This is a genomic window from Bacillus cereus group sp. N6 (genome assembly GCF_016483705.1).
Lineage (GTDB): Bacteria > Bacillota > Bacilli > Bacillales > Bacillaceae_G > Bacillus_A > Bacillus_A wiedmannii.
Map to the genome: position 1 here is coordinate 25881 of NZ_JAEHBI010000032.1, position 23087 is coordinate 48967.

Genomic DNA, 23087 nt, shown 5'->3' on the forward strand with positions numbered 1-23087 from the left:
CTGTTTATTTGCCCTCTAGAACATTCCATTGCTACAATAGATATACATTTCATGGAAAAAGGAGTTTATAAAGGATGAGCAAGCAACCGATGACACCATTTGAAGCAATTGGCGGTGAACAATGCATTGCAATATTAGTAGACACGTTTTATTCCTATGTCAGTAAACACCCTGACCTATCTCCCATCTTCCCGGATGATTTAACAGAAACCGCTAGGAAGCAGAAACAATTTTTAACGCAATATTTAGGTGGTCCTAATTTGTACACTGAAGAACATGGTCATCCTATGTTAAGAGCACGCCATCTTCCGTTTGAGATTACTCCAAAACGAGCAGAGGCTTGGCTATCATGTATGGAGCAAGCAATGGATGACACAGGAGTGCACGGTCATATAAGAGAGTTCGTTTTTGAACGTTTAGCGCTAACTGCTCAGCATATGGTTAATACTCCAAACGAAACAGGTGAAGTGTAATGGATAAGCAGGAAGCAATGCATATAAATATGCCATCTCCTTCCGCATGTGAGCATAAGTCTGTAGAAGCATATTTATTTATTGATCCACTTTGCAAAGATTGCTGGGAAATTGAGCCCTTTATTATTAAACTATGGCTTGAATACGGGAAATACTTCTCTATTCGTCATATCGTAACAGGAAAAGTGGATGGAACGAACACTTCCTCACACAAATGGAATAAACCTGCTAATATTCGATTTGTGTGGGAAAAGACAACAAGTTTACAAGGTTTTTCATGTGATGGAAAGGTACATATGCAAGAATCATCGTCAACACCATATTTAGTTTCGATGGCAATTAAGGCAGCGGAGTTACAGGGCCGAAAAGCAGGTTTGAAGTTTTTGCGAAAACTCCAAGAATACATTTTCCTTGAAAATGTATCAAACCCTGACTGCGAATTATTACTTGCATGTGCAAGAGATAGCGATATTGATGTAGAAGAATTTAAAAAAGACCTACATTCCGCTAGCGCAAAAAAAGCTTTCCAATGTGACTTAAAATTTACAAATGAGATGCACATTACAGAAATACCTTCTCTCGTATTCTTTCATGCGAATTCAGATGAAGAAGGTATTAAAATCGCTGGAACTTATTCCTACGACGTATACGTACAATTATTGAAAGAACTTGTAAAATGTGAAATCGAGCCAGAACCATTACCACCTTTAGAAGTGTTACTAGAAGCAACGCAATTTATATCTTCAAAAGAAGTAGCATTTATATATGACTGCTCGCAGCAAGAGATCGAGCGTGAACTGAAAAAATTACAACTGAAACGAAAAGTACAAATGATTGACGTAAAATGTGAGCGTTATTGGAAATGGATAGCAAAAGAAAAAGACCTGGTGTAAAACACCAGGTCTTTTTCTTTACGGCTTATAAAAATATTAAAGGGGATGGGAGAAATTTTCACGTTCAAACAAAGGGGTATATGTTTGTATGTGAATTCGTTCACGCTTATTATATTACAAGATTCGACGTCAGATGACAACCCCTTTTGTCGAATTTCACACTTTTGTCACATTCTAAACGTTTTCATTTCTGAATAAGCTATAAAAAAGCTATTTTGGAGGTGTTCCGTATGAAAAAAACGTATATTTTACTTATCTTACTAGCTGTCATCGTTTCTTTTTTCTTGTACATCCTCTCTCTACTACAAGCTTTTCCTAAAATTATTGCCTTCCCTCTTTTATTTGGAGTCATTGTCATCGCTCTCTCTTATTTCAACCATAAAAAACGATTTAAAGGGTTTTAACTACAAAAATCACCTGTAAAACTGCCTTCTAATTTAGAAAAAAGAAAGAAATTCACCTTATTCCTTCGACAAATACCGACAAAAAATATTAAAAACAAAAAAGACGAGGTAAATTCCTCGTCTTTACAATTACTTCTCTTCAAATAATAATGCTTCTAATTCATTTAATTTCTCTTCAAATACTTGTAGCGCTTCTTTTACCGGTTCTGGAGATGCCATATCTACTCCAGCTTTTTTCAGCACTTCAATTGGATAATCTGAGCTTCCTGCTTTTAAGAACTCATTAATGTAACGTTCTACTGCTGGTTGCCCCTCTTCTAAAATTTGTTTAGATAAAGCCGTTGCTGCACTAAATCCTGTTGCGTATTGGTATACGTAATAGTTGTAGTAGAAGTGCGGAATACGCGACCACTCTAAACCAATTTCTTCATCGATTACTAAAGCATCACCGAAATATTTCTTATTTAAATCATAGTAGATCTTCGTTAACATGTCTGGCGTAACCGCATGTCCTTCTTGTACTTTCTTATGAATAATATGCTCAAACTCTGCGAACATCGTTTGACGGAATACAGTACCACGGAATCCTTCTAAATAATGATTTAATAAGTATAGACGCTCTTTCTTATCTTCTGTCGTTTTTAATAAATAATCGTTTAGAAGTGCTTCATTACAAGTTGATGCTACTTCCGCAACGAAGATTGAATAATCACCGTATACGTGCGGCTGCGTCTTTCTTGTATAGTAACTATGCACGGAATGACCGAACTCATGAGCAAGTGTATATAAATTATTTACATTATCATGCCAGTTCATTAAAATATACGGATTTGTTCCATATGCACCAGATGAATATGCTCCGCTTCGCTTTCCTTTATTCTCATACACATCTACCCAGCGATTTTCATATGCTTCTTTTAAAATGTCAACATACTCATCACCAAGTACGTTTAAAGACTTTAATAACATGTCTTGTGCTTCTTCATACTTCACGTTCATTTTCACTTCTGGTACAAGTGGTGTATATAAATCATACATATGAAGCTCATCAAGTCCTAGTGCACGCTTACGAATATCAATGTAACGATGTAGCAAGTGTAAATTATCATTTACAGATTCAACAAGTTGATCATACACCGCTTCAGGAATATTATTATTACTTAATGCCGCTTGACGTGCAGAATCGTATTTACGAACACGCGCATTGAAATTATTACGTTTCACAGCTCCGCTTAACGTGCTTGCAAATGTGTTCTTATATTTCCCGTACGTTTCATATACAGCTTTGAATGCATCTTCGCGCACACGACGATCATCACTTTCTAAAAACTGAATGTAACGACCATGTGTAATTTCCACTTCTTCTCCATCCTCACCTTTAATAGATGGGAATTTCAAATCCGCATTATTCAACATACCAAATGTATTACTTGACGCACTCATTACTTCAGATGCTTCTGCTAATAGAGCCTCTTCCGCTTCAGATAATACATGCGGGCGTTGACGCGTAATTTCTTCTAATGCATGTTCATATACACTTAAGTCTCTATTTTCTGTCAAGAATGTTTGCAGTGTATCTTCTGAAATCGATAAAATCTCAGGCACAATATATGCTGTGCTACTAGATACTTGTGAATATAAATTTGTTGCGCGGTCATTTAATGCTTGATACACAGAGTTTGTTGTATCTTGATCGTAACGCATATGCGCATATGTATATAGCTTACCTAATCGCATTGAAATTTCGTCTTCATATTGCAATGCTTCAAGTAAATTGTTCGCAGAGTCACCAAGTTTCCCTTTAAATTCAGTTAACTTCGGTAATAGCTCTTTAATGGCTTGGAATTCTTTTTCCCATTCTGCATCTGTTTGGAAAATATCTTCTAGTCGCCACGTACTTGATTCTTCAATCTCTTTGCGATCTGGTAATGTTTTTGCTGTGTTTTGTTCAGACATCCTTTAAGCCCTCCTTTAAATATCTCTACTTACATACAATTCGATTTTTCTTATGTAATTCCTTCACGATCAGTCTTTATTATATCCCCTTTTCCTTCTCTCATGTTGTACTTTGCCTCAAATAAAGATAAGGCATACGTTAAGCAAATTTCATCATATTTTATAACTTCCTCCTCTGTTTTTAACATAACTACTTCTCTTTTTTTCCGGTACTTATAAGTCCCTACTTTCTGCAATACACCTGCATAACATAAAAATGTCATATATTCAGCAACTGCTACTTTCCATATATGCCGTGAAAAGTACGGGAGCATGCGCCTTTTCGTATACGTTTTCACATAACTACATACATATTGAAGGGAAATACATTCCCCTACCGTAAGCTCACCTATACATTTTATATATAGAAAAGCTTGCCATATAAATGGATTTGTTTGAAAAGCAAATGAGGACGGGAGTGGCACACCGATTTCAGAAGGAAAATTTGCTGGGGTACATTTACATTGATATAAAAGGCGTAATAGTGACTTATGATTGTAATTCCAAATCGGCAGAGCATTTTGCCGAAAATAGCTCTTTCGCTTTTTCCATTCCTCACCTAATGTTTCTTTTCGGAAAGAGACGGGAGAAAAGAGCATTTCAAAAGTAGTCGTTTCAGTTGGTAAATAGATAATATGTGAGAAAGAGACGCTTGTAGAAAATGAAGTGAGAAACGCGCATTTCATAAATGATTTTTGTTTCGAACAGAAGAAAATAAGAAATGGCTGAGGATAAGATTGTAAGGAGAAAGCCATAAGTGAGGAGAATTTCATCCAATATGCTGATTGCCTTTTCAATTGATTTCCACCAATGATCCAAATGACCTGTATACCAGCTCGCCAATACGAATAGGTTCGTTTGTACAGCTGCTCTATAGAGAGATTGGCGCATTGGTATTCAATCGCAATTGTTCTCCCTGCTCTCTCTATGAAAATATCTGGTCGTTGCTGAATTTCTGGAAGATAGTGCTCTATATACACAGGAAAGTTTTGACGTTTGAACCACCTATATAACAATTCTTTACCGTGCATATGATACATAGATTCTGCTTCATAAAAGGCAAGACACGCGTCCATTTTCTTATGAGCAAAATGCCAACTTTTTTGTTTCCCTAATTTCATTTGCACTTCCTTCCCGCAAGCTATGCAAAAGAAGCTTTCCTTTTTACGCATACGATGTAAAAGCTCTTCATCATGATGATAGAGTAGATTTTTTCTCCGTTTTCTCTTGTGGCGATAAACATCGGAATCACACCCTTTCAGCTCCTTATATTCTACAATTTATTACAAATTCCTTTTAAAAAAGAGATGTCCCAATTTCGGACATCTCTTTTTATAATAAAGGTGATAATAATCGATACGTCGATTCAACAATTCGTCTATGAAGACGCCTTTTATGAAAACGATCGACATGAATTTCACTTGATTCTTCTATATCCTCTTTATAATCTTGAACAAGTTTTCGAATGCTGTCTGTATCATATAAAAAGGCATTTACTTCAAAGTTCAAATGAAAACTTCTCATATCCATATTAGCAGTCCCAATTGAAGCTAAATCAGAATCGACAATGACAACTTTACTATGAAGAAAGCCTTTTTCGTATTCATATATCTTTACCCCTGCATCTAAAAGCTCTGGGAAGTACGATCTCGATGCGTAAAAGACGGTGCGCTTATCAGGCTTACTCGGCATTAACAAACGGACATCAATACCAGCAAGTGCAGCTACCTTTAATGCGGATAAAATATCATCATCTGGAATGAAATACGGCGTCGCAATCCAAATTGATTTCCGTGCAGATGAAATCATGGCAAAGTATAAATGTTTAATTGTTTCCCATTTATTATCTGGTCCACCTGCAACGAGCTGTACGCCTCCCCAATGATCACCCTCAACTGCTTTCGCTTGTAAATATTCAGGGGCCAGCACAGCCTCACCAGTCATATAAAACCAATCTTGAAGGAAAATAAGTTGCAAGCTTTGAACAGCTTCACCACGCAAATATAAATGCGTGTCTCGCCAAAAACCGAAATATTTATCCTTCCCTAAATATTCATCACCAATATTTAATCCACCGACAAATCCTTCATTTCCATCAATAATAACGATTTTCCGGTGGTTTCGATAATTAATCTTATCGTTTAAAATCGGAAAGCGCACAGGGAAAAACGGAATCATTTCTACTCCTGCATCATTCAATTCTTCAATATATGAATTCGATAATCTAAAACTTCCAACCGCATCATATAAAAAACGAACGACAACACCTTCTTTTGATTTCTGTATTAAAATATCTTTAATTTCTGTTCCAAGCTTATCATCACGCACAATGTAATATTCCATATGAATGTGGTGTTTCGCTCGTTTTAATCCATCTAAAATAGCCTGAAACGTTTCATCTCCATTTGTTAATGTTCTCGTTTCAGTTTGAAATGAAATATTTAAAGCGCCTAAGCGGTCCGCTAAACGAAATAACAGCTCTTGGTGCTTATGATTGCGCAAAATCCGTTCTTCGTAATCTTCATGCCCTTTATATTGTAAAAATGCTTGTTCATCGAGCAACGCCTTCTTTTGGAACATTCTCTTCCTCCGAAAGTTCTGTCCAAATAATAAATAAGCGAAGAATCCAAATACCGGAAAAATGCCTAACACAATGAGCCATGTAAGTGTTTTAGACGGATGACGATTCTCTAAGAAAATAACGCAGCCAATTAAAAATGCAGATACCGTAAATAAAATACTAATAATACCTAAAATCGAAACATCTTTTATACCAATTACATCCGAATAAAATGCTACATCAATAAACATACGTAACGAAACAAATAACGCGAACAATAGTAAAACAAAGAAAATCAACTTTAACGTATTTTTCATCTCTTACCTCCTTACTAAGAAAGCTTTCCTATTCTTCATATAAAAAGCCGATTTCATACTACAGAAATCGGCCTACGTTTTAGCAGGAAAATTATTGCGAATTGTTTCAAGCGCATGCTCTTTCACAATTTGTTTCCCATACTCACTTACACGATGAATTGTTAAAGTTGATTCTTCTCCGTATTCTAAAACAATACTTAAAATACGATCAATTTCTTCTTCATCATGTAGCACTTCATCGAATTCCACATATACATAATAGCGGTTCTCAAATGAATACAGCTCATCTTTTATATCTTCAAAGATAAGACGGTGGCTTAATGAAATGACATCTTCAAAATCATTAAATTTAATTAAAAATCCAAACGTACCATCTTCGTTAAAGTTTGTTCCTGCTTGTTCCTCTACCTCTTCCACTAATTCTTGCTGGAATAATGATTCAATGCCTTCATCTAGAGGAATGTCTATAATTTTATCTACACCTATTGGTAGTTCTAGCTTTTGTCCATCCTTTGAAAGCTCTGCTTTCGTTACAAGTACTTCAATCCCTTTATCGACTGCTTGCACTTGAATCCATAACGGTCCATCAATAAAGAAATCATCATGATCACGAGCTTCGTCCATCATCTCCCAAAAGAGCTCTTCACTTCGTTCGCGGTCATACCAAATTTCTTCACGATTAAACCCTCTATCCTCTATATCAATGTACGTAATAAAAAATTTCATCGTATGGTCATTAATTCTTTCAATATCCAAAATACAACTCTCCCTTCCTGCTTAGAATTGTTATGAAGGGATTCCCCACTCATATGACAAATCAATAGATTCTTGTACTCTCATTTTATGATAAGATTCTCCAGAATGGAAATAAAATCGATTTATTTTACAAAAATAGTTATATGCCTATCTTTATTCGACCATCTACACAAATATATCATTATAGCGATTTCTCACTCATGAAAAATTTGGACATACATTTCCACCCTCCCCCGTACACTGTAATAAAGTGAAACTTTTATTAGAGACGGTGATTTAGTCTCTCTCTTCACCACATACATACAGTTCGCTTATTAAAACATCATAAATGGAGGCAGACGAATGGACTTAGAGTTTTTAACATCTGTACTAATGATTGTCGGTATCGATGTTGTATTAGGTGGTGACAACGCAATCGTCATCGCACTAGCTAGCCGAAATTTACCTGAATCGAAACGAAATAAAGCCATTTTGCTTGGTACTCTTTTAGCAATCGTTCTAAGAATTATCCTTACTATACTAGCTGTCTATTTACTCGACATTCCATTTCTACAACTTATCGGGGGCGTTTTACTTACATTAATTGCAGTAAATTTACTAACTGATAATAGCAACGATCTTTCTGCTATTCAGGGGAAAACAACTTTATTTCAAGCTGTGCGTACAATTGTATTCGCGGATCTCGTTATGGGGTTTGACAACGTTATTGCCATTGCAGGTGCAGCTCACGGAAGATTTTTACTCGTAATAATCGGCTTACTCATTTCTATCCCGATTATAATTTGGGGCAGCAAACTTATTTTAATACTTATGGAACGCTTTCCATTCCTCATTTATTGCGGAGCAGCGATTCTCGCCTATACAGCAGGAAAAATGGTTACACATGAAGACAGGCTTGCAACGTTCTTTCATAATAATCCAAATTTCACCACAAGCATGCCTTTCTTATTCATTTTCACTGTTCTATGCATCGGTATTATCGTGCAACAAGTTCGATTACGAAATGTGAAACATTAAAAAAAACCTTCTACTATATAATAGGTAGAAGGTTTTCATATTATTATAATTAATTTACAAGACGCTGTGCTTCACGTAATTGAAACGTTCTTACTGTACGTGGTAAGAAACGGCGGATTTCGTCTTCATTGTAACCTACTTGAAGGCGCTTCTCGTCAATCATAATTGGACGACGTAAAATCCCTGGATAGTCACGAATCATCTTATATAAATCTTGAAGTGGTAAAGACTCTAAGTTTACATTTAATTCTTGGAAAACTTTCGAACGAGTAGAAATAATCTCATCCGTTCCGCTTTCTGTCATACGTAAAATCTCTTTAATTTCCTCAATCGTTAATGGATCTGAGAAAATATTACGTTCTGTATAAGGAATATGATTTTCCTCTAGCCATAATTTCGCCTTTCTACAAGACGTACAGCTTGGAGAACTATATAATGTTACCATACAAAGCTCACTCTCCTTAAAGAGTACAAATTCTGTACTAATTACAGTTTAAATTTCTAAATTCAGCAATTTTTTACGATACCTTGTCTTATAACAAAGTGCAAAAAATCTCATTTCATGTAAGCAACAACTTTGAGCAAACAACAATTACTTTTAATAAGTAACTTCTATAATCATTATACAATAGATTTTGCAAGAAATATACAGTAAATTTCCTTCTAATTGAGAAAACTCTTCCGTGTATTCCACTGCTATGTAACATGATCACACTCACTTCAGCTGTAATTTAACAATAACCTTCAACCCTCTTAATACTGGCTTGTCATAGATTTTTCATGTGATATACAGTTATTTCCCCATAATCTTCTCTATGAAAAAGAGAACGTTTTCTTACCTTTTCTTCATAAATCAATTAAGAAATGTAAGACTATACAAGTGAGAATCCAAAGGAACATTTGTTCTCATTTTAACAAACATCCTCATCCATGTCTATACGATTTCTAAAATAAATCAATAATTTTTCTGACATTTCTTTCTTTTTTATCTTTTATCTCATACAATAAACATACAGACAGGCAAAGGGGGGAATTTGCAAATGATTGCTTTTTTTATTGATTTTGTCACTGTTGCTGCCCTCATCATCGGAATCACAGCATTGATTGGTGTCATTACAAATAGCATTGGTGAAAAACTCTTTGGCGGTAAAGAAAAGATGAAGTTTGTTAATAAAAGTTTGGATGTACAATCCGGCTGGAACCAAGTTGGCGGGAAAGGTATTTATAAGAAACGTACGTATTAAAAAAAAAGCAGGCAATCACCTGCTTTTTTCTTATTTCTCTACTGACGCCCATTTAAAGCTTAAATCACCGCCATATTTATGGTTGTACATATTTTTAATTGATTCTCTTTGTATATATGCTCTACCACGTTGATATACTGGAACAATCGCAGCGTCATCAAGTAACATTTTCTCTGCTTCTAGTAAGTTTTTCCAACGGGCATTTACATCACTTCCATCTTTCTTCGCTTTCATGATAATTTCATCATATTTCGGATTAGAGTATTTCATTTTATTTTGCGATCCGTCCGTCACAAACATATCAAGGTATGTAACTGGATCTGGGAAGTCTGCACTCCATCCAGAGAATGACATGACAAAATCGCCTGCATCTTCTAGTTTTAGTTTTTGCGCAAATGGTTGTTGTTTAATTTTCACTGTTAAACCTGGTAAATTCTTTTCTAACTCACCTTTTAAATATTCACCTGTTTTCTTCGATAATTCAACATCTTCATTTAATAGCTCTAATTCAATTTCATTTTTACCAAGCTCTTTTTTACCAGCTTCCCAATATTTCTTCGCTTCTTTCACGTTTGGTTTTACAATATCTCCATTTACAGCACGGAAGTCTTTTTTATCCGGCCCTTTAATGAAATTATCAGGAATTAATCCTGTCGCTGGCTTAGAACCGTTATTTAATAATGTATCAACGAACGGTTTACGTTCAAAAGCAAGTGAAATTGCTTTACGAATATTTTTATTTGCTAACGCTGGATCTTTTTGATTTAAACGAAGGAAGAATACAGATGTATCTTCTACTGTTTGGAAATCTGGTTTTCCTTTATATTTATCGATGAACTCCGCTAATAACGTCGCTCGATCGACTGCGTTTGTTTCATATAAATTAATTGGTGTAGACGTATCTTTAACAATATTAAAGTTTACTTCCTCAATCTTCACTTCTTTATTGTCCCAATATGACGCGCTCTTTGTCATTTTAAAGCTACGTTCATGTTGCCAATCACTTAATGTAAATGGTCCGTTATAAAGTGTTGTATTCGCTTCCAAACCAAACTTCGTACCTTGTTCTTTTACAAACTTTTCATTCACAGGATAGAAGATTGGATATACCATTAAATCTACAAGGTATGGAATTGAATTGTCTAATTCCACTTCTAATGTATGATCATCAATCGCTTTTACACCTAATTGATCCGGACTCATCTCTTTTTTATTAATTTTCTCTGCATTTTTTATATCATACATAATGTACGCTGATTTCGCAGCTGTATCTGGGTTAATTGCTCTTTGCCATGCGTATACGAAATCTTTCGCCGTCACAGGCTCACCATTTGACCATTTTGCGTCTTCACGTAATTTAAATGTATATTTTTTACCGTCTTCTGACTTTTGGAATTCCTTCGCTACACCAGGAACTAGCTTATCATCTTTTCCTAAACTGTATAAGCCTTCCATCGTATTAGTCATTACTCTTGAAGAAACCGCATCAGCTGATAACGCTGGATCCATCGTTGGAATTTCTTGCGTTTCAATTAGATTAATAACTTGCTTCGCACCGCTTTTCCCGCTATCCCCTTTTGCGTTCGCTTGCGGTTCATCTTTTTGGTAGCTACATGCCCCTAACATCATGCTCATCGCTACTGTTGATACTACAAAAACTGGCATCTTTTTTTTCATTCTTCCACCCTCCACAAAAATGTTAGCCCTTTCATTTTCAAACAAAAAGAAATATATATATGTTCTAACAATTCATATTATACACACAAATATATTTTTGTATATTTATATTTCTATTTTATTAAAATTTTCTGTTTAAAAATAAACCTTTGTAAACGTTTCATATTGCTGATTATCCTTACTAAAGTGTTGAAAATGAATGTTTTTATATTTTTCTAAATTATCAGAGAAAAATAATTTTTATATCCCATAATACTTTGTGCATAATTATCCTTCTCTTTTTATCATAAAATAGCGCTCCCTTCATAATAAAGATATGTAGGTTAAAATGAGTGCAAAGGATAAGAAAGTATGTTACGATACACCTTGCTAAAAATAGATATCGGTAAAGAGGGGACGGACATGGCAGCAATTCAGGCAAAAAACGGGCCGACAGAGAAATTAAGTTTATTCTTATTAACATGGCCTATTTTTCTAGAAGTTTTTCTATTTATGTTAATGGGGATCGCTGATACTTTCATGTTAAGTGCATTATCAGACGATGCTGTATCTGGGGTTGGTGCAGCGAATCAATATCTCCATATCGCTATTTTGGTACTAGAAGTCATCGGGAACGGCGCAGCTATCGTCGTATCTCAATACCTCGGTTCCAAACGTTTTATGGAAGCATCTAAAATATCAGCTTTAGCCGTCACATTAAATTTAGTGGTCGGACTCATTATAAGCGCTGGTTTTCTTTTATTTTCAAAACATGTGATGATGGCAATGAACTTACAAGGCGATGTACTCATGTATGCGCAAAACTATTTATCCATCGTCGGAGGCGCTATTTTCCTTCAAGCTATTATTAATTCATTAGCCGCAATTATCCGCGTACACGGCTTCACAAAGCAAGCGATGTTTATTTCACTTGGAATGAATATTATTCATATCGCTGGAAACTACGTACTCATTTTCGGGAAATTTGGTTTCCCAGAACTCGGTGTACAAGGGGCTGCCATTTCTTCTGCTGTCAGCCGACTTATCGCACTTATCGTTTTCTTCTGGTTACTGTACCGCGTTATGGAATACCGTGTGAAATTACAATATTACTTCACCTTATCAAAGGAATACATCGGAAAAATTTTAAAAATCGGGATTCCATCTGCATTTGAGCAGGTTATGTATCAAGCTTGCCAAATTGTCTTCTTATACTATGCAACATACTTAGGAACGGAATCATTAGCGGCTAGACAATACGCTACGAACATTTCTATGTTCACTTATTTATTCGCGATTGCGATCGGTATGGGAACAGCCATTATTATCGGACGCCTCGTTGGCGGTGGTGAAAAAGATGAAGCGTATGAACGCGTATGGAAAAGTGTAAAATGGGCAATTGGCGTCACTTTATGTATGGTCGCTCTCGTCGTTACATTCCGTACACAATTAATGGGACTATTTACAGATAATCCGCACATTATTACGTTAGGTGCGTCAGTTCTTTTACTAAGTGTGCTACTTGAAACGGGACGTACGATGAATATCGTCATTATCAATTCACTTCGCGCAGCTGGTGATGCAAAGTACCCAGTTTTGATCGGAGCATTCTCTATGGTGTTAATGAGTTTACCACTCGGTTACTTTTTCGCCTTCCATTTAGATATGGGGCTCGTTGGTATTTGGTTAGCGATTGCTATTGATGAATGGACACGTGCCATTATTATGTTCTTCCGCTGGAAAAGTAGGGCGTGGGAACGTTATGCACTCGTTAAACCTGAAGAACAAGAGGAAATTGTTTCTGTTCAAGCACAGTAACACTCGTTTAATTAAGGTGTAGTCATTCGTAAAGGAAACTTATATCTGCGATTCTTTAAATATATCGACTTACCGAGAAATGTTGACAAATCTATTATATAGTAGAAAAAAGCCAATCTTCTTAACGGAAGATTGGCTTTTTTATTATTGATAAATCTCTTTATATTTCTTATACTCTGCTTCAGAACATAATACGAAATGTCCTGGGCGAATTTCACGCATTGTTGGTGCTTCACTAGCATAATCATGCTGAGATGGATCGTATACGATACGTTTACGATTGCGCTCATAATCTGGATCTGGAAGCGGAATTGCTGATAATAGTGATTTCGTATATGGATGAATTGGATTCGCATATAACTCTTCACTTGTTGTTAGCTCAACGATTTGACCACGGTACATTACGCCGATGCGATCACTAATGTATTTTACCATCGATAAATCATGGGCAATGAATAAGTATGTTAAACCTTTTTCCTTTTGTAACTTTTTCAGTAAGTTTACAACTTGCGCCTGGATTGATACGTCAAGTGCTGAGATTGGCTCATCGGCAATGATAAATTCAGGCTCTACAGCAAGTGCGCGAGCGATACCGATACGTTGACGTTGTCCCCCTGAGAATTCATGCGGGAAACGGTTTGCGTGCTCTTTATTTAAACCAACTGTGATTAATAATTCATGAACACGGTCCATACGCTCTTTTTTGCCTTTTGCTAGTCCGTGAATATCAATACCTTCTGCAATAATATCCCCTACTGTCATACGAGGGTTTAATGATGCATATGGATCTTGGAAAATCATTTGCATTTTACGGTTGAATTTCTTCAGCTCTGCACGTGATTTTTTACCATGTACATTTTCACCATCGAACAACACTTCACCAGCAGTTGCATCATATAAACGAATAATCGTTCTTCCAGTTGTCGATTTACCACAACCTGATTCTCCTACAAGACCAAATGTTTCTCCGCGGTAAATATCAAATGAAATATCATTAACCGCTTTGACAACACCACCACTCACGTCGAAGTGCTGTTTTACATTTTTTACTTCAATTAATTTCTCACGTTGTTTAGTCATGTTGTTCACCTGCTTTCATTTGAAGAATGCGTTTTTCAACGACTGCCGGTGGTTTTACTTCTGGAGCTTGCTCGTGAAGTAACCAAGTTGCCGCATAGTGTGTATCACTTACTTTAAATAAAGGTGGGTCCATTTCAAAATCAATTTTCAATGCCTGTGGATTACGTGGTGCAAAAGCATCTCCCTTTGGCGGCTTTAATAAATCTGGAGGCGTTCCAGGGATTGCGTATAACTCTTCTTCTGAACCATCTAAACTTGGCATAGATGCGATTAAGCCCCAAGTGTATGGATGTTTTGGATTGTAGAAAATTTCATCAACCGTTCCAATTTCAACAACTTTACCTGCGTACATAACTGCTACGCGGTCCGCAACGTTTGCCACTACACCTAAGTCATGTGTAATGAAAATGATTGCCGCTTCTGTTTTTTGCTGAATGTCCTTCATAAGCTCTAAAATTTGCGCCTGAATTGTAACGTCTAGCGCTGTTGTCGGCTCATCGGCAATTAATAATTTCGGGTTACAAGCTAACGCCATCGCAATAACTACACGCTGTCTCATACCACCTGAGAATTGGTGAGGATATTGTTTTAAACGCGCTTCTGGATTCGGAATACCTACAAGGTCGATTAATTCTAACGCAACTTTACGTGCGTCTGCTTTACTCATCCCTTGGTGTTTAATAAGACCTTCCATAATTTGATTCCCAATTGTCATCGTTGGATTTAATGATGTCATTGGATCTTGGAAAATCATCGCGATATCTTTCCCGCGCACTTGCTGCATTTCTTTTTCTGTCAGTTTCGTTAAGTCACGACCTTCAAATACGATTTCACCGTTTTTAATACGCCCTGGAGGATTCGGAATTAATCCCATTAACGCTTTAGAAGTAACTGATTTACCAGAACCAGATTCTCCTACAATCGCTAATGTTTCTCCTTTTTTTAAATCAAAAGTAACACCGCGTACAGCTTGTACTTCACCTGCATGTGTATCAAAGGAGACTTGCAAATCTTTTACCTCTAGCAATGTTTTCATTTTTACTTCTCCCCTCTTTTACTTACGCATTTTTGGATCTAACGCGTCGCGTAATCCGTCTGCCATTAAGTTGAATGCTAAGATTAACATACTGATGACAACCGCTGGGATGAACATCATATGTGGATACGTTTGAATTGATTTATAGCCGTCATTTACAAGAGAACCAAGTGATGCGAATGGTGGCTGAATACCTAAACCGATGAAGCTTAAGAACGCCTCACCAAACACTGCTGTTGGAATTGTAAACATTGTCATTACGATAATTGGTCCCATTACGTTCGGGATTAAGTGTTTTACAATTAATTGTGTATTTGTTGCACCTAATGTACGAGATGCTAATACATATTCTTGATTTTTTAATTTCAGGATTTGTCCACGAACGATACGTGACATCCCTATCCAACCTGTAATCGCCATTGCTAGTGTAATTGACCATATACCAGATCCCATAATGATTACCATTAAAATAACGATGATTAAGTATGGAATACCGTTAATAATCTCCATAACACGTTGCATAATATTATCTACTCTACCGCCATAGAACGCTGAAATACCTCCATAAGCAACCCCAATTACTAAGTCAATCGCCGCTGCTAAAAGAGCGATATATAATGATACACGCGTACCTTCCCATGTTCTTGTCCATAAATCGCGGCCAAGATCATCTGTACCAAACCAGAAATACTCTTTAATATCACGTTTTTCATATTGGTCAACACCATATTGATCCGTACCGTCAAATGGTAGCCAATGAACATTTTCAATAACAGGAATTTTCGGTGGTAATTTCGCACGACCTAAGTCTTGCTCTTTATAAGAATGCTTACTTACCATCGGTCCTAAGATTGCTAGTAATATAATAAGCGCTAATAAAACGAAACCGAACATTGCTCCTTTATGTTGGAACAAACGTCTTCTTACATCTTGCCAAAACGTTAAGCTTGGACGGGCAATGACTTCATTATCAACATTATTTTGATTGGCTTGTTGAAATAAATCTGGAGATAATTTTTGTACATCTTTCATCATTTTTTCCCTCCCGCTAAACGAATACGAGGATCAATAATTCCGTATAAAATATCGACAATGAAAATAACTAAGATGAAAATCGCACTATAGAAAATTGTAGTTCCCATAATAACTGTATAGTCATTCACTGTAATAGATTTAACGAACTGTTCCCCTAGTCCTGGTACAGCATAAATTTGCTCAATAACTAATGTCCCTGTAATTAAACCTGCAACCATTGGTCCTAAAATTGTTACTACTGGAATTAACGCGTTACGAAGTGCGTGTTTAATAATGATAACGCCTTGGCTAATTCCTTTCGCTTTCGCTGTTAAAATGTAATCAGCTTGCATAACTTCAATTAACTCTGCACGAGCAAAACGTGCGATTGTTGCGATAACTGCCATCGATAAAGCGATTGTAGGCATTACGGTAAACTCTGGTCCTTTCCAGAATGCTACTGGGAACCACCCAAGTTTTACCCCTACGAAATATTGTAGTAATGCGGCGAATACGAACGATGGTACCGACATCCCGAGTACGGAAATAATTGTCGCCCCATAATCGACCCACGTATTGTTACGAAGTGCCGCAACGATTCCTAAAATTAAACCGATAAATGTTCCTAATATAATCGCTTGTAAACCAAGTTGTGCTGATGGTCCAATGCGATCCACAATCATATCTGTTACTGGACGGTTATCATATTGGAATGATACCCCTAGATCACCTTTTGCTAAGTTACCTAAGTAACGTGCATATTGAACTGGTACTGGATCATTTAAGCCATATTTTTCAAGAATGATTTCTTTTTGTGCCGGTGATAGTTTCTCCTGGTTTTTAAGCGGAGAACCCGGAAGTAATTTCATCAAAAAGAAAGTCAGTGTAGTAATTAAAAATAATGTCAAAGCCATGTACACGAAACGTTTTAATACATAACGTCCCATAGTCAAGCACCTCCCCGTTTTTCTCAAAAGCAATAAGATAGTTTAAAATATTCTTACTTTTATTTTTTTAAAATAAGAGCATACGCCCATCATAGGCATATACCCTTATTCATGATGGAAACCATTTTTAGTTTTTTAGTTCAACCCACTTATAGCTAAATTCTCCGCCATATTTATGTTCTAATAGGCCAGTAATTGAGCCACGTTGTAAATAAGCTTTTCCTGGTTGATATACTGGAGCAATCGCTGCATCTTCAAGCAGTTGTTTTTCTGCTTGTAATAATGCATCCCAGCGAGCTTGTACATCAACTTCTGTTTTCGCTTTTTTAATTAAATCATCATACGCTGCATTTGCATAATTTACTTTGTTTTGCGCATTACCTGTCGTATACATTTCAAGGAATGACATTGGATCCATATAATCTGGACTCCATCCCGCGTATGACATTGCGTAATCTCCACTTGCTTCAAGTTTTAATTTTTGTGCAAATGGCTGCATTTTTGTTGAAACTGTTAAACCTGGTAAGTTCTTTTCAAATTGGCCTTTTAAATACTCTCCGATTTTTTTAGCATCATCAGTATCAAAGTTTAATAGCTCTAACTCTACTTTGTCTACACCAAGTTCTTTTTTACCAGCTTCCCAGTATTTTTGAGCTTCTTTAATATCCTCTTTTATAAGCTTTCCGTTTTCTTCACGGAAGTCTTTTCCATTCGGACCTTTTGCTAAGCCTTTCGGAACAAAACCATATATCCCCTCTGAACCATCGTTTAAGATAACTTTCCCGATATTTTCACGCTCAAAGGACATTGCAATTGCTTTTCGGATATTTTTATTTGCTAAAAATTTATTCTTTTCATTTAAGCAAATAAATTGTGTAGATGGTCTCTTAATCGTTTTAAAGTCAGCATCTGATTTGTATTTGTCTACAAACTCTGATGTTAAGACTACACGATCAATTGCTTTCGTTTCATATAAATTTATAGCAGTTGAACGATCCTTAACAATATTGAAGTTTATTTCCTCAAGTTTTACTTCTTTATTTTCCCAATACGTTGGATTTTTCTTAAGTTGGAAACTTTGTTCATGCTTCCATTCATTTAATACGAATGGACCATTATAAAGTGTCGTATTGGATTCTAATCCAAATTTTGCTCCTTGTTCTGTTACAAACTTCTCACTCAAAGGATACAATGTTGGATAGACTGTTAAACTTACAAAATAAGGAACAGGGTTATCTAATTCCACTTCAAGTGTATGATCATCAATTGCCTTTACACCAAGTTCTTCAACTGGTAATTCTTTTTTGTTAACTTTCTCCGCATTTTTAACATCAAATAGTATGTAAGCAAACTTGGCACCCGTGTTTGAATCTACAGCTCTTCGCCAAGAATAAACGAAGTCTTTCGCTGTTACAGGTTCACCATTAGACCATTTCGCATCTTCACGTAACTTAAATACATATTTTTTGCCATCTTCTGATTTCTCATAAGATTTAGCGATACCTGGAACAAGCTTATCGTCTTTCCCCAGACGATATAATCCTTCCATTGTGTTATTCATGATGTTAGAAGATGCTGCATCTGTTGATAACGTCGTATCCATAGTTGGGATTTCAGCTGTCTCGGTTAGATTTAACACTTGCTTGTTTGAGGATTTTTCTTTTGCGCCTGCTTTATTATCCTCTTTTTGGTAACTACAAGCTCCTAACATACTGACAGTCAACGTCGATGCAAGTAATAACGGTATCTTTTTCTTCATGTTGTGTTGCCTCCCCTAATTGCACTTCCTGTACCCTCACTTGTAAAAAAGTAGAATTGAAAGAATAATCTCCAAGTTTCTACAATTTTCATTATACATATAATATAACAATTGTGAATATAGTTTTTTGTTTTTTTGTTAAAATTTTTAATAAAATGTTTATTTTTTTATTTTTTTGTAAAGGGATACGTTAACATTGCTACCATCATCTTAAAATCAGACCTTTAATTGCGTATAATTTTCAAAAAATTAATTCTAGTACATATTATAGCTTTTATAGTATAATAATTCTAGTAATATTTTGACGGAGGGGAACATTTTGAATAAAGTTTTTTTTCATACTTGTATACTAATTTTCATAGCGATAATCGCTTCTAGTATTGGCGCATTCCTCGTTTCATCGCAATTTTTGTTGAATTTTGTCAATATATCGTTTTATGTCGCACTATTTTTTATTCTTATAGGCGGTTTTTTATTCATATTTCAAAATGGATTTTTTAACGTAACCATTTACGCCTTCCAAAGAGTATTTGGTACGAACAAAAAAATTGAGTCTTTAATTGAAGAAGTAGAGGAACCTGTCGATAAGAAAGAACGTATTTATAAAACATATTCATTCAAATGGACGTATCCAATTTGCATTACCGGTATCGTTCTTGGGTTGTTCTCGACCCTCATTAGTTTTACTATTTTGATGTAGTTTGCAAACACTATCCCATATGATATAATAATCAGCAAAACATTTTGTTATAAAACTTTAGTTCTTTCATATTAAAAGAGCTTAGGTAACAATAAATAAATTTATATGTATGCGATGATAAAGAAGAGTACATATTGATGCAATTTCAGAGAGCTTGTGGCTGGTGTGAACAAGTAATTGCGCAGTATGGAATGGGCTTTTGAGCACCAAACCGAACCGAAAGTAGTAGGCTTTGGCGTTATATCCAAACGTTATTATGGATTAGAGAGATTTCACAGTAGTGAAATAATTAGGGTGGTACCGCGGTCCATTCGTCCCTATAGTTTTTGGGATGAATGGGCTTTTTTGTTTGCCTTCTCTTCCCCATCACGCATTCAAATTTAGGAGGAATTACTTATGTCAGTTATCTTTTCTGGTATTCAGCCGAGTGGAACGATTACACTTGGAAACTATTTAGGAGCTATGAAGCAATTTACAGAGCTTCAAAATGAACACGACTGTTATTTCTGTATTGTAAACCAACATGCGATTACAGTACCTCAAGATCCCGTACAACTTCGTAAAAACATTCGCAGTCTTGCTGCACTTTATGTAGCATGCGGCATCGATCCTGAAAAAGCTACTTTATTTGTACAATCAGAAGTACCAGCACACGCTCAACTAGGATGGATTATGCAATCAGTTGCTTACGTTGGAGAATTAGAGCGTATGACGCAATATAAAGATAAATCTTCTGGTAGAGATTCAGTTCCAGCTGGATTACTAACGTATCCACCATTAATGGCGGCTGATATTTTACTTTACAACACTGAAATCGTACCTGTTGGTGATGATCAAAAACAACATATGGAATTAACACGCGACCTAGCAGAGCGTTTCAACAAACGCTTCCGTGAAGTGTTCACTGTTCCTGAAATTCGTATTCCAAAAGTAGGAGCTCGCGTTATGTCATTAACAGAACCTACGAAAAAAATGAGTAAATCTGATCCGAATCCAAAAGCAATGATCAGTATGCTTGATGAACCAAAAACAATTGAAAAGAAAATTAAAAGTGCTGTAACTGATTCTGAAGGTATCGTGAAATTTGATAAAGAAAACAAACCTGGAATCTCTAACTTATTAACAATCTACTCTTCATTCTCTGGAAAAACAGTTGAAGAAATAGAAGCAATGTACGAAGGAAAAGGATACGGAGACTTCAAAGGCAACCTAGCAGCAGTAGTCGTAGAAGCAATTCGTCCAATCCAAGACAAATATAACGAACTAATCAACTCACCAGAACTAGACGAAATTCTAGACAAAGGTGCAGAAAAAGCAAACCGCGTTGCATTCAAACAACTACGCAAAGTAGAAAACGCAATGGGACTAAGCAGAAAACGTAGGTAACTTATAAAGCGGAAGCGACTGTTTAGCCCTGACGGCTAAGGTTCTTTCCCACAGAAGGTGCTTTTTACCTTCTCGTGGGGAAGGTTCTTAGACGCGAAGGGCTAGGAGCCGGAGCTGGATTTCTTATAAAGCGGAAGCGGCTCGCTTAGAATGTGAGGGGATGGAGCTCCTGACGTAGAGGCGCTTTTTGCCTCGCAGGAAGGCGCGAAGCCACCGAACATTCTTGCCGCTGGAGCTAAGTTACAACAAATTAAAAAAACCGCCAATTGGCGGTTTTTTTAATTTACCTTTTGCTCGTTTTCCATTTCCCATAACTTTTCAAAAAATGGCTGTCCTTTTACGAGACGCTCGCATAATTGTTCGTGCTTCTCAGACCAGCCTGTTTTCGCTTCATCATACAGTTTAGCCCAAATATCTTCAAATTCCATATGTTGAACCATTCCGTATGCTGATGGATCCCACTCTGTGAACCAATAGCGAATTTCTGCTGTGTTTTTCGTTGTATGTAATTGATCTAACGCCATAAATAATAATTGTTTCAGCTGTCTTTCTTTACGAGTTAAGCCATTCATAATGAAAGGTGATGGTGATAAAATATGATGTTCTTTTTCCATTTCTTCTACTTGGAACTCATACTTTTCTGCTTGTACGTTTTCTACCATCTCATATACCATCTGCTCTTGGCGCGGTATAAGTCTGCTCTTTCGAATTGGTACATTGTAACCAATTGTGTCAATCGCAATAATTCCTTTTCCATCTGTAACAACAAAGCAATACTCTTGCTGCAAACGTTCATGATTTTTACGAATATATGCCTTATGATGTACGTCTTCCAACAATTTTTGCGGAAGCTCTAACAATTCGTCCTCGATGTAATGATATAATGTGGCATCTACTTTTAATAATGGCACTTGATCTAATAGCTCAATCGTATCATCTTTCCGCCATTCGTAAAAATGACAAACGTTATACCCATTCTCTTCACCTTCAAACCAATTTACCCATACATCATGTAGATATAACATTCACTACCCCTCACTTCACTACTGTTTGTATCAATCATTATGTTCAATTTTTCTTAACTTTATTCCACCTAAGGAAATATATTCTAATTATTATTTTTTCTTCTATTAATACTAAAAAAAACAGGAAATAGAGCTCCTGTTTTTTATATATGAAATGTATTTGCTTTATTCAATATTTCTTTTGCATCTATAGATAATAAAGAAAGTGTATCTTCTCCTTCCAATGTTACGCAATCTTTGACAATATGAAATCCAAGCGCATAGCCCAGCATCTTTGGATAAGAGTGAAATCCATTTAATAAGATGTCGTGCTCCCTTGTTCCTCGTTTTATACTTATTCTTTCATGTACAACATTTTTCCAATAATAAATAGCCTCTTCTTTTGAAAGATACATCGTCCACGGTGCATTGTTTTTTTCTGAATATCTTTCCGTTACCGCTTGCTCAGCTAGCCCTTCCATAATCATCGTATCAAGTAATGTATATTCTGTTTCTTTCGTCTCAATTTGATGTAACCTGCATATGTGATGATATTCATGCGCCAATAACACCTTTAATTCTTCCACCGAATTCCGTCCACATACGAATAAGAAAATAACGTGACGCATAGATAATCCCGCCCTACCGTTATACTCTTCTTGTACAGTTCGATTATAGGAATCTGATAATAAAATAAAGACAGGGACATCTGGACCTTGTAACCAGGTTTTCAGTTTCTCATACTCCGTACGTAACTCTTTCCAAACTTCCTTTTCCTCTAACTCTTTTACTTCTTGTTCTCCTCGTATAACTGGGCGGTACATACCTTTAGAAATTAAAAAGCGATACAACCTTTCTTTTGGCAGCGGGATATACTTCGTAAACTTTTCACACAGCTTTTCTGGCCGTCCATAATATAGATGTAACCACTCAGCAGTTTCAACAATCCCCATCTTTATCCCTCCTTTTTCTTATGTATATGCAAAAGGAGAAAAAGGCGTAAAAATAAATAAGGAGTTTTTTCGCAA

At 36.1% G+C, this 23087-nt stretch carries 20 protein-coding genes, 1 pseudogene and 1 other annotated feature; of the genes and pseudogenes, 8 read left to right on the forward strand and 13 right to left on the reverse strand.

All coding sequences use genetic code 11. The features are described 5' to 3' along the window. The first annotated feature begins 74 nt into the window (after positions 1 to 74). The 3 genes from JDS99_RS20395 to JDS99_RS20405 all read left to right on the forward strand — a co-directional run bounded on the left by JDS99_RS20395 (position 75) and on the right by JDS99_RS20405 (position 1770). Positions 75 to 473 carry a globin domain-containing protein gene (locus JDS99_RS20395; RefSeq protein ID WP_000043382.1) on the forward strand — a complete coding sequence of 133 codons (399 nt, stop codon included), beginning with the start codon at positions 75 to 77 and terminating at the stop codon, positions 471 to 473. Next, complete coding sequence (locus JDS99_RS20400; RefSeq protein ID WP_199695609.1) at positions 473 to 1366, forward strand: ClpXP adapter SpxH family protein; 894 nt, start codon at positions 473 to 475, stop codon at positions 1364 to 1366. Before JDS99_RS20395 ends, JDS99_RS20400 begins: the two co-directional genes overlap by 1 nt. Positions 1367 to 1596: 230 nt before the next feature. Continuing rightward, positions 1597 to 1770 carry a hypothetical protein gene (locus JDS99_RS20405; protein WP_046957017.1) on the forward strand — a complete coding sequence of 58 codons (174 nt, stop codon included), beginning with the start codon at positions 1597 to 1599 and terminating at the stop codon, positions 1768 to 1770. 129 nt (positions 1771 to 1899) lie between these two features. On the opposite strand, the gene pepF is transcribed toward JDS99_RS20405, so the two are convergent. From pepF to mecA, 4 genes and pseudogenes are all read right to left on the reverse strand, one after another. Continuing rightward, on the reverse strand, positions 1900 to 3726 hold the full coding sequence (gene pepF, locus JDS99_RS20410; RefSeq protein WP_087984733.1) for an oligoendopeptidase F: 1827 nt from the start codon (positions 3724 to 3726) through the stop codon (positions 1900 to 1902). A 50-nt stretch (positions 3727 to 3776) separates the two neighbouring features. Continuing rightward, positions 3777 to 5017, reverse strand: a pseudogene (locus JDS99_RS20415) (competence protein CoiA). Between the two features lie 80 nt (positions 5018 to 5097). After that, positions 5098 to 6642 carry a cardiolipin synthase gene (locus JDS99_RS20420; protein ID WP_000799209.1) on the reverse strand — a complete coding sequence of 515 codons (1545 nt, stop codon included), beginning with the start codon at positions 6640 to 6642 and terminating at the stop codon, positions 5098 to 5100. A gap of 72 nt (positions 6643 to 6714) precedes the next feature. After that, positions 6715 to 7398, reverse strand: coding sequence for an adaptor protein MecA (gene mecA, locus JDS99_RS20425; protein WP_000350711.1), 684 nt, complete (start codon positions 7396 to 7398; stop codon positions 6715 to 6717). Between the two features lie 342 nt (positions 7399 to 7740). On the opposite strand from mecA, the gene JDS99_RS20430 reads away from it, so the two are divergent. Then, positions 7741 to 8415, forward strand: a complete 675-nt coding sequence (locus JDS99_RS20430) for a TerC family protein (RefSeq protein WP_199695610.1) — start codon at positions 7741 to 7743, stop codon at positions 8413 to 8415. Positions 8416 to 8464: 49 nt separating this feature from the next. Here the strand turns inward: JDS99_RS20430 and spx are convergent, their stop codons facing one another. Continuing rightward, positions 8465 to 8860, reverse strand: coding sequence for a transcriptional regulator Spx (gene spx, locus JDS99_RS20435; protein ID WP_000258267.1), 396 nt, complete (start codon positions 8858 to 8860; stop codon positions 8465 to 8467). A gap of 595 nt (positions 8861 to 9455) precedes the next feature. Between spx and JDS99_RS20440 the strand changes: the two genes are divergently transcribed. Further along, positions 9456 to 9659, forward strand: coding sequence for a hypothetical protein (locus tag JDS99_RS20440; RefSeq protein ID WP_000559978.1), 204 nt, complete (start codon positions 9456 to 9458; stop codon positions 9657 to 9659). Between the two features lie 30 nt (positions 9660 to 9689). Here the strand turns inward: JDS99_RS20440 and JDS99_RS20445 are convergent, their stop codons facing one another. Continuing rightward, the gene (locus tag JDS99_RS20445) at positions 9690 to 11336 is read right to left on the reverse strand and encodes a peptide ABC transporter substrate-binding protein (protein WP_088062468.1); all 1647 of its coding nucleotides are present in this window, start codon (positions 11334 to 11336) and stop codon (positions 9690 to 9692) included. A 351-nt stretch (positions 11337 to 11687) separates the two neighbouring features. Here JDS99_RS20445 and JDS99_RS20450 point away from each other — a divergent pair, with 351 nt between their 5' ends. Continuing rightward, entirely contained in the window at positions 11688 to 13133 is a 1446-nt protein-coding gene (locus tag JDS99_RS20450; RefSeq protein ID WP_199695611.1) for an MATE family efflux transporter, read from the forward strand. A 144-nt stretch (positions 13134 to 13277) separates the two neighbouring features. Here the strand turns inward: JDS99_RS20450 and JDS99_RS20455 are convergent, their stop codons facing one another. The 5 genes from JDS99_RS20455 to JDS99_RS20475 all read right to left on the reverse strand — a co-directional run bounded on the left by JDS99_RS20455 (position 13278) and on the right by JDS99_RS20475 (position 18969). After that, positions 13278 to 14213, reverse strand: coding sequence for an ABC transporter ATP-binding protein (locus tag JDS99_RS20455; RefSeq protein ID WP_000166340.1), 936 nt, complete (start codon positions 14211 to 14213; stop codon positions 13278 to 13280). Continuing rightward, positions 14206 to 15249: an ABC transporter ATP-binding protein gene (locus tag JDS99_RS20460; RefSeq protein ID WP_000854346.1), complete on the reverse strand. Its 1044-nt coding sequence runs from the start codon at positions 15247 to 15249 to the stop codon at positions 14206 to 14208. The genes JDS99_RS20455 and JDS99_RS20460 overlap by 8 nt, the downstream gene beginning before the upstream one ends. 18 nt (positions 15250 to 15267) lie before the next feature. Further along, a complete protein-coding gene (opp3C, locus tag JDS99_RS20465) occupies positions 15268 to 16284 on the reverse strand; it encodes an oligopeptide ABC transporter permease (RefSeq protein ID WP_000974096.1) in 1017 nt (338 codons plus the stop codon). Further along, entirely contained in the window at positions 16281 to 17210 is a 930-nt protein-coding gene (gene opp3b / locus JDS99_RS20470; RefSeq protein ID WP_000534165.1) for an oligopeptide ABC transporter permease, read from the reverse strand. The genes opp3C and opp3b overlap by 4 nt, the downstream gene beginning before the upstream one ends. A 127-nt stretch (positions 17211 to 17337) precedes the next feature. Next, entirely contained in the window at positions 17338 to 18969 is a 1632-nt protein-coding gene (locus JDS99_RS20475) for a peptide ABC transporter substrate-binding protein (protein WP_199695612.1), read from the reverse strand. A gap of 319 nt (positions 18970 to 19288) precedes the next feature. On the opposite strand from JDS99_RS20475, the gene JDS99_RS20480 reads away from it, so the two are divergent. Together JDS99_RS20480 and trpS are read left to right on the forward strand one after the other, a co-directional pair. After that, entirely contained in the window at positions 19289 to 19669 is a 381-nt protein-coding gene (locus JDS99_RS20480; RefSeq protein ID WP_001044992.1) for a DUF3899 domain-containing protein, read from the forward strand. Between the two features lie 105 nt (positions 19670 to 19774). Beyond that, positions 19775 to 19991 (forward strand) — a binding site (T-box leader). Between the two features lie 74 nt (positions 19992 to 20065). Next, entirely contained in the window at positions 20066 to 21055 is a 990-nt protein-coding gene (gene trpS / locus JDS99_RS20485) for a tryptophan--tRNA ligase (protein WP_199695613.1), read from the forward strand. 278 nt (positions 21056 to 21333) lie between these two features. Here trpS and JDS99_RS20490 read toward each other — a convergent pair whose 3' ends face one another. Continuing rightward, on the reverse strand, positions 21334 to 22080 hold the full coding sequence (locus JDS99_RS20490) for a YjbA family protein (RefSeq protein ID WP_000966116.1): 747 nt from the start codon (positions 22078 to 22080) through the stop codon (positions 21334 to 21336). A gap of 143 nt (positions 22081 to 22223) precedes the next feature. Then, on the reverse strand, positions 22224 to 23012 hold the full coding sequence (locus JDS99_RS20495; protein ID WP_097906727.1) for a DUF2268 domain-containing putative Zn-dependent protease: 789 nt from the start codon (positions 23010 to 23012) through the stop codon (positions 22224 to 22226). Between the last annotated feature and the right edge of the window lie 75 nt (positions 23013 to 23087).